The organism is Pseudoxanthomonas sp. UTMC 1351, from assembly GCF_040948865.1.
Lineage (GTDB): Bacteria > Pseudomonadota > Gammaproteobacteria > Xanthomonadales > Xanthomonadaceae > Pseudoxanthomonas_A.
On record NZ_JAVGJT010000001.1, the window covers coordinates 115,169 to 127,671 of the forward strand.

Annotated in this window: 14 protein-coding genes and 1 tRNA gene; 7 read left to right on the top strand and 8 right to left on the bottom strand. The window is 62.2% G+C overall.

What is annotated here, in order from left to right; all coding sequences use genetic code 11:
• Positions 1-5: 5 nt before the first annotated feature.
• From mscL to AB6O04_RS00490, 3 genes are all read right to left on the bottom strand, one after another.
• Entirely contained in the window at positions 6-407 is a 402-nt protein-coding gene (mscL, locus tag AB6O04_RS00480) for a large-conductance mechanosensitive channel protein MscL (protein WP_368561649.1), read from the bottom strand.
• A gap of 225 nt (positions 408-632) precedes the next feature.
• Entirely contained in the window at positions 633-1,343 is a 711-nt protein-coding gene (locus AB6O04_RS00485) for a fumarylacetoacetate hydrolase family protein (RefSeq protein WP_368561650.1), read from the bottom strand.
• A 48-nt stretch (positions 1,344-1,391) separates the two neighbouring features.
• Positions 1,392-1,664: a hypothetical protein gene (locus AB6O04_RS00490; RefSeq protein ID WP_368561651.1), complete on the bottom strand. Its 273-nt coding sequence runs from the start codon at positions 1,662-1,664 to the stop codon at positions 1,392-1,394.
• 113 nt (positions 1,665-1,777) lie between these two features.
• Here AB6O04_RS00490 and AB6O04_RS00495 point away from each other — a divergent pair, with 113 nt between their 5' ends.
• Positions 1,778-2,077, top strand: a complete 300-nt coding sequence (locus AB6O04_RS00495) for a Rieske (2Fe-2S) protein (protein WP_368561740.1) — start codon at positions 1,778-1,780, stop codon at positions 2,075-2,077.
• Between the two features lie 219 nt (positions 2,078-2,296).
• Here the strand turns inward: AB6O04_RS00495 and AB6O04_RS00500 are convergent, their stop codons facing one another.
• From AB6O04_RS00500 to thiS, 5 genes are all read right to left on the bottom strand, one after another.
• Positions 2,297-2,701 (bottom strand): ACT domain-containing protein, encoded by a 405-nt coding sequence (locus AB6O04_RS00500; RefSeq protein ID WP_368561652.1) that lies wholly within the window; start codon positions 2,699-2,701, stop codon positions 2,297-2,299.
• Positions 2,698-4,557, bottom strand: a complete 1,860-nt coding sequence (locus tag AB6O04_RS00505) for an SLC13 family permease (protein ID WP_368561653.1) — start codon at positions 4,555-4,557, stop codon at positions 2,698-2,700. Before AB6O04_RS00505 ends, AB6O04_RS00500 begins: the two co-directional genes overlap by 4 nt.
• A gap of 76 nt (positions 4,558-4,633) precedes the next feature.
• Entirely contained in the window at positions 4,634-5,419 is a 786-nt protein-coding gene (gene trmB, locus AB6O04_RS00510; RefSeq protein WP_368561654.1) for a tRNA (guanosine(46)-N7)-methyltransferase TrmB, read from the bottom strand.
• A 7-nt stretch (positions 5,420-5,426) separates the two neighbouring features.
• Positions 5,427-6,221: a thiazole synthase gene (locus AB6O04_RS00515; RefSeq protein ID WP_368561655.1), complete on the bottom strand. Its 795-nt coding sequence runs from the start codon at positions 6,219-6,221 to the stop codon at positions 5,427-5,429.
• A 91-nt stretch (positions 6,222-6,312) separates the two neighbouring features.
• A complete protein-coding gene (gene thiS / locus AB6O04_RS00520) occupies positions 6,313-6,513 on the bottom strand; it encodes a sulfur carrier protein ThiS (protein WP_368561656.1) in 201 nt (66 codons plus the stop codon).
• Between the two features lie 290 nt (positions 6,514-6,803).
• Between thiS and AB6O04_RS00525 the strand changes: the two genes are divergently transcribed.
• The 6 genes from AB6O04_RS00525 (at position 6,804) to AB6O04_RS00550 (ending at position 12,389) form a co-directional block, all read left to right on the top strand.
• On the top strand, positions 6,804-8,603 hold the full coding sequence (locus AB6O04_RS00525) for an autotransporter domain-containing protein (RefSeq protein ID WP_368561741.1): 1,800 nt from the start codon (positions 6,804-6,806) through the stop codon (positions 8,601-8,603).
• An 85-nt stretch (positions 8,604-8,688) separates the two neighbouring features.
• Positions 8,689-8,762, top strand: a tRNA-Gly gene (locus AB6O04_RS00530).
• A 91-nt stretch (positions 8,763-8,853) separates the two neighbouring features.
• The gene (gene rimK, locus AB6O04_RS00535) at positions 8,854-9,729 is read left to right on the top strand and encodes a 30S ribosomal protein S6--L-glutamate ligase (protein WP_368561742.1); all 876 of its coding nucleotides are present in this window, start codon (positions 8,854-8,856) and stop codon (positions 9,727-9,729) included.
• Positions 9,730-10,138: 409 nt separating this feature from the next.
• Positions 10,139-10,366, top strand: a complete 228-nt coding sequence (locus AB6O04_RS00540; RefSeq protein ID WP_368561657.1) for a hypothetical protein — start codon at positions 10,139-10,141, stop codon at positions 10,364-10,366.
• Between the two features lie 6 nt (positions 10,367-10,372).
• Positions 10,373-11,056, top strand: a complete 684-nt coding sequence (locus tag AB6O04_RS00545) for a response regulator transcription factor (RefSeq protein WP_368561658.1) — start codon at positions 10,373-10,375, stop codon at positions 11,054-11,056.
• Positions 11,043-12,389 carry a sensor histidine kinase gene (locus AB6O04_RS00550; protein ID WP_368561743.1) on the top strand — a complete coding sequence of 449 codons (1,347 nt, stop codon included), beginning with the start codon at positions 11,043-11,045 and terminating at the stop codon, positions 12,387-12,389. Before AB6O04_RS00545 ends, AB6O04_RS00550 begins: the two co-directional genes overlap by 14 nt.
• The last annotated feature ends 114 nt before the right edge of the window (positions 12,390-12,503 follow it).

Sequence of the window (12,503 nt, forward strand, 5' to 3'; positions counted from 1 at the left end):
GCGTTCTACTTCTTCAGCGAATCGCGGATCTCGCGCAACAGCAGCACGTCTTCGGGCGTGGCCGCGGCCGGCGCGGGTGTCCGCACGCGGTTGTACGCTTTCAGGAACAGGAAAATCACCAGGGCGATCAGCAGGAAGTCGATGAGCGTCTGCAGGAACGCGCCGTACTTGAGCAGTAGCGCCGGCACGATCTCCTTGCCCGCCGCATCGATCTGCGCCTCCCGCAAGGTGATCGCCAGATCGCTGAATTTCACTCCGCCGGTCAGCAAGCCGACCGTGGGCATCACCAAGCCATCGACCAAGCTGCTGACGATCTTGCCGAAGGCGGCGCCAATCACCACGCCCACCGCCAGGTCCACGACATTGCCGCGCGAAACGAATTCCTTGAACTCGCTGATCATGCCCATGCTGTATTCCTCAATTACGGCGCTGACACGCCACCGGCGGAAACTATAGCGTGAGAATGTCGGAAGGCGTCGGTCGCGGCTGGAAAATGCGTTTTTTGACACGGATCAACGCTGATAAAAAGCGGATCAAAACGAATATGCGCTTTTATCCGTGCTCATCCGTGTTGATCCGCGTCTGATGCTTTAGTTGTGAGGCCGGCACCGGTATATAGCGTGACTCAGAATTCAACTGGCGACGATGGCGCCCTTCAACTCGGCGACGCCTTCCAGCGCGGCGACGAAATGATCGCCCGCCACCAACGGGCCGACGCCAGCCGGCGTACCCATGAACACCAGGTCGCCCGCGCGCAGCGCATATAGTTTCGACAACTCGTGCACGATGTCCGGCACGTCCCAGATCAGGTCGGCGAGCGATCCCTGTTGGCGCCGAGTGCCATTGATATCGAGCGTCAGTGAGCGCGAGGCCAGATCGCCCACATGTTCGGCCAACACCAATTCGCTGATGGGCGCGGAATGATCGAAACCTTTACCGGTATCCCACGGCAGCCCTTTGGCTTTCGCCGCGGCTTGCAGATCGCGACGGGTCAGGTCCAGTCCCACGCCATAGGCGATCACCAGTGCCTGGGCCTGAGCGTGGTCCAGTACCCCGGGCGGCGCATCTGTGCCCAGCGCCACGACCAGTTCGACCTCATGATGCAGGTCCTGGGTGGCGGACGGGTAGGGCACATCGGCGCCATTGATGACGATCGCATCGGCAGGCTTATGGAAGAATACGGGCTGACCGCGTTCGGCTTTGGACGCCGGCGCCGCGGCGCCCATTTCCTTGGCGTGATCGGCGAAATTGCGGCCGACGCAGAAGATGCGGCGAACCGGAAAGGTGCCGCCGCCACGAACGGGTACGCGCGGCGTCTGGGGAGCAGGAACGATATCGGTCATGGTTCCCGGCACTAAGCCGGAGGCTGGCTGGCGAAGAGGCCGGCCAGTTTATCGCGACAGTGGCATCGCCGGCTTGCGGATCACACGGTACTCGCCGTCCACCACGCGCGCGTCACGGGCGACGGGCTTGCCGCGCTGACGCAGCAGTTTGTATAGCAGGCCGCCCGCGATCATCGCGGCGCCGACAAAGACGCTGAAAAACACCAGCACGCAAAGCACCGCCAATCCCAACAAGCCAAAAGCCAGGCGCAATAGCGGGTGACGCGGTTTGCGCGGAGCAAAGGCGGAACGGAAGTTGTTGAAGTGGAAGTATGCGGACATCGGATCGGGTCGTGCCAAAATGGGGTTGGAACCGGTGCGCCAGTATCGGATGACGAAAAGATGACGGTGTGAGAACTTCGTTAAACGGTGCGCCGCTGATCACATTCGATCATCTGGAAGACGGCGGATTCGCCGAAGTCGAAGCGGTGATCGATGGCGATGCCGAGTCTTTATTGCTGTTTCGGCAGGGCCAGAGCGTCCGTGCTTGGCTTAACGTTTGTCCGCACGCCGGACGGCGGCTGGACTGGGCGCCCGGTAAGTTCTTGAAAAGCAAGGAAGGTCATCTGATCTGCGCTGCGCACGGCGCATCGTTCGAGCTTGGTGGTGGCGTATGCGTGGCGGGGCCCTGCAGGGGCGATTCGCTGCGAGCGGTGGCCGTGACTGTTGTTGAGGGTGAGGTACGACTGGCGTAGGGCGGGTGGAAGAAGGCTCTGCCTCTCGTAGAGCCGAGCTTGCTCGGCTGCTCTTGGGTCCGTGCACATCGAACAAGGAGCAGCGGAGCAAGCTCCGCTCTACGACAAGCGCCTTCAGGTTATTCGTTATCGATGGCCCGTTGCGACGGCTTCATTGCTACTGACCCGATGCTATCGCGAGGCGCAGCTCCGCTCTACGAGAAGCGCGGCAAAGCAGTTCTACGTTTCGGCGATGCAGTGCCCGCTACGCCGCAATGCATCCAACGCTGATTCCAACGCGGTTTCCTTCACCAGCACATAGTCGGTATCGAAGGTCGACAAGGCAAAGATGCCGATGCCGGCGTCCGCCAACGGCGCCAGCACGGACAGCAAAATGCCGGTCAATTGAAAGGGGAACGGGCCCTGCAACATCAGGCAGCACCAATCGCGTTCTGCCGATACGTCCGCCGGCACCATCGATTGTTCGCAGAGGATCGACAACTCTTCGGCTGTCCACGACGCCGTGCGAAAACCTTTGGGTTGGAACCAAGACGGCAACGCGTCATCAGGGTTCAGGCGAACGACGGCGAAGGTGCCCGGCAGCACCTTCAACGATAAAGAGATCGACGCAGGTGCCGTGTTCAACCGGCTCGCCCGTTGAACCAGAACAGCGCGTTGACCGCAGCCACCACCACCAGCGTATAGATCAGCGAAAGTGGCGCACCCACGCGCCAGAGTTGCCTGGAGTTGTAGTTTGCCGGCCCGGTCACCATCGAGATAACCGGGTTGGAGGCGGTCATCAGGTTGTTGGACGCCGACAGCGCCACGATCAATGCGAATGCGGTGGGGTTGCCACCCGCCGCCAAGGCCAGGTTGATCGCCATTGGCACCATCACGATGGTGGCGCCTACGTGGCTGATCACCAGCGAGAACGCGGTGGTCAGCAGCGCGATGGCGATTTCCAGCGCCCAGACAGGGATGCCCTCCGGCAGCCGCTCCACCGTATGCCCGGCGACCCAGGCCGCCGCGCCGCTACTGTCCATCGCCCAACCCAGCGGAATCAGCCCGGCCATCAGAAACACGGTTTTCCAGTTGATCGCCGCATACGCCTCGTCCATCCGCAGCACGCCGGTCAGCAGCATGCCGGCCACGCCGGTCATCAGCGTCAGCGACACCGGCAGCTTTGAAGTCAGCGCAATGACGATGGTGATGGCGAAGATGCTCATGGCGATCTTGAACTTATGCGGGCGTTGCTCACCCTTCGGGTAGTCGGTCACCACCACGAAGTCGCGGCTCTCCGCAGCCTGGCGCAGGTCCTGCCAGATGCTATGGAACACCAGCATGTCGCCGGCGCGCAGCGGCACCTCGCGCACGTCATCGCGCATCACCTTCTTGTCGCGATTGATCGCCAGCAGGCTGATACCAGACTGTTTGCGCAGGCGCAGATCGGCGGCGGTCTTGCCGATGAATTTGGAAGTCGGCGGCACCACGGCTTCGGAAATGCCGGCGCGGCTGGGATTGAACAAGTCGCCGAAGTGGCGCAGCCGCGAGGACATACGCAGGAACTGGTTCTGCGCGAAGTCGTGCACCTGCTGGCGCGGGCCCATCACGCCCAGCACGCTGCCCACCCAGATACGCATGTCGGCTGGCGGCGCCAACCGCGTGTCGTTGCCCGTCTGCAGTGCCAGCATCAACGGGGCGTCATGCAACGCTTCGGCTTCGCCCAGCGACATGCCCACCAGTGGACTCTCCGCTGAAACCACCAGCTCGAACACATCGCCTTCGATGCCATAGGTATTGGCGAAATAGCTCTCGGTGCGTGCCGGCGTTACGGAAGTCTCAGCCTCGTCCTTGAGCTTCTTGTCGCCGTAGAAGCGGAAGTACAGCAACGATGCCGCCAGCAGTGTCACGCCGATCGGCAGCGGCGCGAACATGCGCAGCGGCTCCAGCGTGGCCATGCCTGAAGGCAGGTTGTTGTTGGCTGATACCAACAGATCGTTCAACAGGATCAGCGGCGAATTGCCGACCATGGTCAGCGCGCCGCCCATCACGATCGCCGCGGAAATGGGAAACAGCAGCCGTTGCAGCGACAGCCCGGTGCGCGAAGACAGGCGTGAGGCGACGGGCAGGTAAAGCGCCATCACCGATGGGTTCTGCATGAACGACGAATTGAGGCCGGCGATGGCGGCGGTCATCAGCATCAGCCGCTGCTCGATGCCGTGTCCACGCCGCAGCAGCCACGACGCCAACCGGTTCAACGCACCCGTGCGGTCCAGGCCCGCGCCCAGGATCATGGTGGCGATGATGCTCATGACCGCGTTACCGGAAAACCCGCCGAAGATTTCTTCCGGTGCGATCAAGCCGGTGACGCCCAGCACCACCAGCACCACCAAGGCCACCAGATCGCCGCGGATGCGTTCGAACAGGAACATCGCCATCGTGAACACGACCAGCCCGAGAACGAGCTTCATGTCGTTGGTCAGCGTTAGCGCGTTTTCCATGAGGGCGGGGAGCCGGGAGTCGGGAATGGGGAGTGGCAAAAGCGGGATAGCAAAAGCGGGCGAATGTGTATGGGCGCTACCCGGAAGGCGGAGGCAGTTGCTTCTCCGATTCCTTAATCCCTATTCCCGATTCCCGGTCATAGAGCAGGTCCCACACGCCATGACCCAGCTTTTGGCCACGGGTTTCGAAATGCGTTTGCGGGCGCCAAGCCGGGCGCGGTACATGGCCACGCGGTCCCGCGCGATTGATCAGGCCAGGCGTGGCGTCCAACACGTCCCACATCTGCTCGGCATAGTCCCGCCAGTCGGTCGCCGCGTGCAAGCGGCCGCCGCTGCGCAACTTGGCCGCCAGCAAAGTGGCGAATTCGGGTTGAATCAGGCGACGCTTGTTGTGGCGTTTCTTGTGCCACGGATCGGGGAAGTAGATGCGCACTTCATCCAACGCGCCGTCGGGTACTTCGTTGAGCAGCACTTCGACAGCGTCGTGGTGATACAGGCGGACATGGTCGCTGCCGTCCTCGGCCAAGGCGTTCAACAGCCGGCCCACACCAGGCGCGTGCACTTCGATGCCGATATAGTCGCGCGCGGTATCGTTGGCCACGGCGTAGCGGAGCGCTTCGCCATTGCCGAAGCCGATCTCGAGCACGCGCGGCGCCTGGCGGCCGAACACCGTGTCGTAGTCGCGCGGCTTCCCCTCGTAATCCAGCCCATATCGCGGCCACAAGGTCTCGAAGGCGCGCTGCTGGGCCTCGGTGAAGCGACCCTGCCGCAGCACGAAGCTGCGTATCTGGCGGCGGCCTTCTTCCACCGTGAAGGGCTTGGGCGGAGTTTTGGCGCCGGAGCTGGAGAAAGGGTCGGTCATCGGGGACTTAGCCGATCAGTCCGTCGATGGGACTGGAGGCGGACGCGTTGCGCCTGCGCGGGATGCGTCCGGCGAGGAACGCTTCGCGCCCGGCCTCGACCGCCTTGCGCATGGCGCTGGCCATCAGGATCGGATTCTTCGCGCCGGCGATGGCGGTGTTCATCAGTACGCCATCGCAGCCCAGCTCCATCGCGATGGCCGCATCGGATGCGGTGCCCACGCCAGCGTCGACCAGCACCGGTACCTTGGCGTTTTCGATGATTTCCAGCAGGTTGTACCGGTTCTGGATACCCAGGCCCGATCCGATCGGCGCCGCCAGCGGCATCACCGCCACGCATCCGATCTCCTCCAACTTGCGGGCCAGGATGGGATCGTCGCTGGTGTAGACCATGACGTCGAAACCATCGGCGACCAGCTTTTCGGCGGCAACGAGGGTCTGCACGACATCGGGATACAGGGTTTTCTGATCGCCCAGCACTTCCAGCTTGACCAGTTTGTGGCCATCCAACAGCTCGCGTGCCAGGCGGCAGGTGCGCACGGCATCTTCGGCGGTATAGCAGCCGGCGGTGTTGGGAAGAATCGTGTAGCGATCCGGCGGCAGCACGTCGAGCAGGTTGGGCTCGTTGGGCGATTGGCCCAGATTGGTGCGGCGGATGGCGACGGTGACGATTTCGGCGCCGGCGGCGTCGGTCGCCAGGCGTGTTTCCTCGAAATCCTTGAATTTTCCGGTGCCGGTCAGCAGGCGGGAACGATAGGTCTTGCCCGCAATAATGAGCGGGTCGGTCGGATGAGTGTGGGGCATGCCGGGATTATCGCCGATGTTTGCCCATTCAGGGCCGCGGGCATCGATTGCGATCTTGGGAGATGGCGGACTGACTTATTGCGCGACCGGTTTATCCGCCGCCCAGCGCGTGGACGATTTCCACACGATCACCTGGCTGCAATACATGGGTGGCGTGTTGGCCCCGGGGAATGATTTCGCCATTCACCTCCACCGCCACACGGCGTTCGGCCAAGCCTTCGGCAAGCAGCAGCACGGTAATGGTGCTGTCGGCGTCAAGAGGGCGGTCTTGCCCGTTCAATTGGATTTCCATGCGGATATTGTCGCCGGTCGCTGCCGAGCGTGCATGTCTTTGTGTAGGCGAAATGGTCATGCAGATGGAACGGATCGAGCATTTCGTCGCAGAGCCGCCTTGCTCGCCGCTGGGGTCCAGGCGATGCGGCGGTGCAGCGTGAACGGCCCCGGACTTGATGAAACGATGCGCGCCATGCGCAGCCGTACGGCAGAATCCGGCGCGCGTTTGCACGACGTCATTTTCTTCTATAAATCCTCATTAGCCCCGGAGAATCCATGAAGCTTTCCAAATCGCCTGTCCGCTCGTTGCTGGCGGTCGCGCTGGCCGTTGCCGCGGCGCCTGCGCTGGCGCAGAGCACTACGTACTCGCAAACCGTCTTTTTCGGCGACAGTCTGTCCGATTCCGGCCATTTCCGGCCGGCATTAGTGCAGGCAGTCGGTCCGTCGGCGGCCATCCTGGGCCGCTTCACCACCAACCCCGGCCTGGTCTGGTCCGAATACATGGCCGAGTATTACGGCGGAGGTGCGATCAGCGCTAACCAGGGCGGCACCAACTATGCGGTGGGTGGCGCCCGGGTGGGTACCAATTCCAGCGGTGCGCTTGGGCCTATCCCTTCCGTCGCCAGCCAGGTCACCAGCTACCTGACCAGCACCGGCGGTCGCGCCGATGCCAATGCGCTCTATACGGTGTGGGGCGGCGCCAACGATCTGTTCGCCGTGGCCGCAGGCGCCCCGGCGCAAGCCACCATCACCGGTGCGGTCACCGCGCAGGTGGGTGCTGTAGGGGCATTGCAGAATGCGGGAGCGCGCTACGTGCTGGTGCCGACGGTGCCGGACCTGGGTGCAACGCCTGCGTTCCGCGCGCAGGGCGCGGTGGCGTCCGCCACAGCAACCCAGTTAGCAGACACTTATAACAACGCGCTGTACGCGGGTTTGAATAGCGCCGGTTTGCGCGTTATTCCGCTGGATACCTTCCATCTGTTGCAGGAAATCGTGGCCAGTCCGGCGGATTACGGGTTCGGCAACGTGACCGGCACCGCGTGCAGCCCGCAGCTCACGGCCTCGTCGCTGACTTGCAGTCCGCTGAACTACGCCACGCCCAATGCCCCGGATACTTATGCCTTCGCCGATGGCGTGCATCCCTCGTCCAAGGCGCACGGGATTCTGGCCGACTATGCGGTCTCGGTTATGGAAGGTCCTCGCCAGATCGCGCTGTTGCCGTATACGGCTTCGGTGCACGGCCGCGCGCGTGCCGAACGCGTCTTCGCCCACGTGGATGGCCAGCCGGAAGCCGATGGCATGCGCTGGTGGGGCGACCTGCGCGGCGACTTCCTGCGTTACGGGCATGGCAATGTCTACGACGGCGCGGGTCCGGTGGGTACGTTCGGTGTGGACTGGTCGCGTGGCGCGTTCGTGTTCGGCGGCTTCGGCGGGTATGGCCGCAACGAGTACGATTTCGGCCGCCGGGGCGGTAGCTTCGACGAATCGGACGCCACGCTGGGCGGTTTCGCTGGCTGGTACGGCGAAAGCGCATGGGCCAACGCCCAGGTCAGCTATAGCTGGATTTCCTACGATGTCGATCGCGAAGTCCAGCTGGGTAACGTCACTCGTCGCCACAGCGGATCGCCGGACGGCAGCAATCTAAGCGTCGGTCTGAGTGCAGGCTTCGAGATGGGTGAGGGCGGGCTGCGCCATGGACCTGTCGCCAGCGTGCTGGCGCAGCGAATCAAGTTGGATGGCTATGCTGAGAACAATGCCAGTTCCACCGCTTTGGCGTACCCGGATCAGGATTTCGACTCGCTGATCGGCAGCGTGGGTTGGCAGGCCACCTACACCATCACCGATCATCTGCGCCCGTACGCGCGGATGACCTACGACCACGAGTTCGAAGAAGCGGCTACGGAAGTCTTCGGCCAGCTGCAGTCGCTGCCTGGCACCCAGCCTTATGCGGTGCCAGGCCTGGAGGTGGACCGCAACTACGGGACCGTAGTACTGGGTGCCAAGAGCCAGTTGTTTGGGCTGGCCGCCGACCTCGGCGTCAGCACCACCGTCAATCAGGAAGGCGGCACGAACACCACCGCATTCGTCACGCTCAGCGGCGGCTTCTGATTTGTGGTTTCCTGCAATGCGGCGCCTGAATTACGGTGCCGCATTGCACTGGAGCGGGGCGCCGACATAGACTCGTCGCCGTCGCGCGGGTGTAGCTCAATGGTAGAGCTGTAGCTTCCCAAGCTACTGACGAGGGTTCGATTCCCTTCACCCGCTCCATCTTCTCCGTCTGCCTGCTGCCGTTTCGTCCGTCATCGCGCGGCCGCATGGGCGTGCCATGCTATCGGCCAACGATCCGCCGCCCACGACCATGAAACTGGCTGTCCTTTCGCGCAACAGCAAACTCTATTCGACCCGGCGGCTGGTGGAAGCGGCGCGTGAACGCGGACACAGCGTGCGAGTGCTGGATCCGCTGCGCTGCTACATGCGTATTTCGTCGGAAGGCTTCACCGTGCACTACAAGGGCAAGCCGGTCGGCGGCTACGACGCGGTGATTCCGCGGATCGGCGCATCGGTTACCCGTTACGGAACGGCCGTGCTGCGCCAGTTCGAGATGATGGGCAGTTACACGCCTAATCCGTCGGACGCCATCCTGCGCGCGCGCGACAAGCTGCGCGCGCACCAGCTGCTTGCCGCGCAAGGGATTGGTTTGCCGGTGACCGTTTTTGGCGACAACCCCGACGACACGGCCGACTTGCTGTCCATGCTGGGGCCGCCGCCACACGTGATCAAACTCAACGAAGGCACTCAGGGCGCGGGCGTCATGCTGACGGAGAAGTTGTCCGCATCGCGTGGCGTGGTGGAGGCGCTGCGCGGTCTGTATGCCAATTTCGTGGTGCAGGAATTCATCGGCGAGGCGGAGGGTGCCGACCTGCGTTGCTTCGTGGTCGGTAACCAAGTCGTGGCGACCATGCGGCGACAGGCGCCCGAAGGGGATTTCCGTTCCAACCTGCACCGGGGTGGGACCGCGGAGCCAGTGGAAGCCACTCAGGACGAAAAATCGATGGCGATCAGGGCCGCCGAAGTCCTGGGTCTGAGGGTGGCCGGCGTGGACCTGATCCGCTCCCGGCGAGGTCCTATGGTGCTGGAGGTCAATTCGACCCCAGGATTGGAAGGCATAGAAGCCGTCTGCAATGCGGATGTGGCTGGCCGGATTATCGAGTACGTGGCGGCGAAGTCTGAATAGGCCAGGAGGTCAGGGACCAGAGGTCAGAGGCCAAAGGCCAAAGGCCGAGCCGGATCTAGGCTCTTCGCTCCTCCCTGGCCCCTGCCCCTGCTTCACACATATTTAACATCGCCTTTAACAGTCGTTTAATCGAAAACCGCGTAGCCTTGTCCGGACCGCAGCTCTGCGTTCCTCCCAGTGGTGTTATCTGGAAAGCACAGGATTACGGTAATCGGGGCATTAGTTTGGCCCAAGCGGGTGACCACCCGCTTGGGCCTCGTTTTTTGCGCTCTCAAGTGACACTTGCTGCTATGAGCGGGGCTGGCTACATTCATCCCTCCCTCTTTCCTCATGACAAGGCGCAGCACATGTACCGGTTGACCCTCGCAGTGGTGATGATCGCAGTAGCGGTCACCGTGGAGGCGGTATCTTGAATAACGCTGAGCAGACCAAATTGTTGAACGAGCAGAATCTCGTCAATCAGATATTCGGTCAGGCAGCCGCCGGAAGCCGACTGATCCGTCGGCGAGAAACAATGATCGGTTCTCTGCGAACCACCACTCAGTGCAAAACCGTTGCCGAACGGCGCCGCGAGGCGCAGGACGCACAGGATGCGATGCGTCGCAATCCAACGGGCACCTACAATAAAGGAGGCTGATGCCTGATGCGCATCCTGGTCATAGAAGACAACAGCGACATCGCCGCCAACATCGGCGACTACTTGGAAGAGCGGGGCCATACCGTGGATTTCGCCGCTGATGGCGTTACCGGCCTGCATCTGGCGGTAGTCCATGAGTTTGACGCTATCGTGTTGGATCTGAACCTTCCTGGCATGGACGGGCTGGAGGTCTGCCGCAAGCTTCGCAACGAAGCGCGCAAGCAGACGCCGGTGCTGATGCTGACGGCGCGTGATTCATTGGACAACAAGCTAGCCGGATTCGATTCCGGTGCCGATGATTACCTGATCAAGCCGTTCGCGTTGCAGGAAGTCGAAGTCCGGCTCAATGCGCTGTCTCGCCGAGGCAAAGGCGTGCAGACACGAGTGTTGGAAGTCGGTGAGTTGGAATACAACCTGGACACGTTGGAAGTGCGCCGGCAGGGCAAGCTGCTCCAGCTCAACCCCACCGCACTGAAAATTCTGCAAGCGTTGATGGAAGCGTCGCCGGCGGTGGTGACTCGCCAGGAACTGGAAACGCGGGTCTGGGGCGAAGAGCTGCCGGACTCCGATTCGCTGCGGGTGCATATCCACGGTCTGCGCGCCGTCGTGGACAAGCCGTTCGACAATCCTTACATCCAGACCCGCCATGGGATCGGTTACCGCATCGCTGCGCCCGATGCCAGCAGCTGATCCACCTAAACGGAGCCGGCGAGCGGTCAGATTCCGCCGCCGGCTACGCACCCGCATCATCCTGTCCTTCCTCCTGTTCGGTACGGGATTGACGGCGCTGTTCGCGTATTTGACCGATTTCACTCGCGAGCGAGTCGAGAACCAACTGGTCGAAGACGTGATGAATCGCAATATCGACGAGTTCGCCCGGCGGTACTACAGCGATCCAGGCACCAGCCCCGATCTGCCCGTCCAGCAAATACGGGCCTATGTGTTCACCCCGGACAAATTCGACCGTGTCCGTGAGGAACGACCTGAGTGGGCTGAGCTTCCCAACGGCAATCACAACGTTTCAGGCGTAAACGAATCGGGCGACCCTTTCATCTACAAGCTGGCGGTGCGAAAAACTCCGACGGAATGGTTTTTTCTTGCCTATGACATTTCGCAAACGGCCAAGGGGCAGGAACAATTCATCAGGGCGATTTATATCTCCGTCCTTTTTTTCAGCTTGCTATCTCTCGTGGTCGGTTGGTGGGCGGCATCCCGGGTGATGAGTCCGGTGTCGGATCTTGCGGCGCGTCTGCGTGCCTATCGTGGCAGCAGTGATCCGCAACCGCTGGCGCCACACTTTCCGGAGGACGAGGTCGGCCAGTTGGCCGAGGCGTTGGATGATTATTCAGATCGCCTGACCGAGGTCGTGCAACGTGACCGCGAATTCAACGCCGACGTCAGCCACGAACTACGCACGCCGTTGGCCATCATTCGCGGTTCGGTGGAGTTGCTGTTGTCGCGGCCGGACCTGGATGAAAAAACCAAGACGCGCATCCTGCGTATCCAACGCGCCGAACAGCAATGCACCGACCTGATCAGCGCGCTGTTGCTGCTGTCGCGTAGCGAGCGTGGTCACGGCAACACCGATGTCGCAAAAGTGGCCGAACAGTTGCTGGATGCGCACCGTGCGCAACTCGGTGGCAAGCCGCTGACGCTGCGGGTGGAAGGCGAAAGTGGGTTGAGGGTCGATGCGCCTGAGGCCGCTCTGTCGGTTGCCTTGGGCAATCTGATTGGCAACGCGGTGAAGTACACCCTGGAAGGCGACGTCGTGGTGAAGCTGTTGCCCGACAGCGTGGAAGTCATCGATTCGGGTCCAGGTTTAAGCCCCGAAGATGCGGCACGCTTGTTCGAACGCGGCTATCGCGGCACTCATGCCGGCCACTCGCAAGGCGGCGGCATTGGTCTGTCGATCGTCAGCCGGCTTTGTGATCTATATGGCTGGCAGGTCGGCGTGCGTCCTGGCGAAGAGAAAGGAGTGATCGCCACACTGCGGTTTGCGCCGCGCCCCGCATCCTCACCGTGACGACAGCGATGAGGCCGTCGCAACGGCAAACAATAGGGAATAGCCGTTTGAAGGTGCTTTCGTAGAGCGGAGCTCGCTCCGCTGCTTTTTGCTTTTGCTTTTGCTTTCGCTTTC